We start from the raw sequence: 267 nt of genomic DNA, 5'->3' as shown, positions 1-267 counted from the left end.
GCGGGCCGGCTCTTCGAAGCTCCCTTTTTCCTGCTGAAGCTCAGACCAGTTGCTGCCTCCCTTTGCCGTAAATTCATATCGATGTTCATCGAAGTGAAGCCAATAGTAGGAGGTTGCTTCATCACTGCCCTTCGTCCCGTAGTGTTCAAGACCGGGAGAAAGCAAGATGTACTCGCCGCCTTCAACAGAAAACGATGTTTCATTTTCCGTTATATATAACGTTCCCTGTTTGACATATATCAGATCAAACACGGAGAATACACGTTT

Annotated in this window: 1 protein-coding gene; it reads right to left on the bottom strand. The window is 46.8% G+C overall.

Features of this window, described 5'->3' with window-relative positions:
* Window positions 1-267: AraC family ligand binding domain-containing protein (locus tag F1003_RS18805; protein ID WP_202913920.1), on the bottom strand; the 267-nt coding region annotated here is incomplete at both ends.

The sequence above is a fragment of the Winogradskyella ouciana genome (assembly GCF_009709615.1).
In the GTDB taxonomy this organism is placed as follows: domain Bacteria; phylum Bacteroidota; class Bacteroidia; order Flavobacteriales; family Flavobacteriaceae; genus Winogradskyella; species Winogradskyella ouciana.
This window is presented reverse-complemented; position numbering and strand designations above follow the sequence as displayed.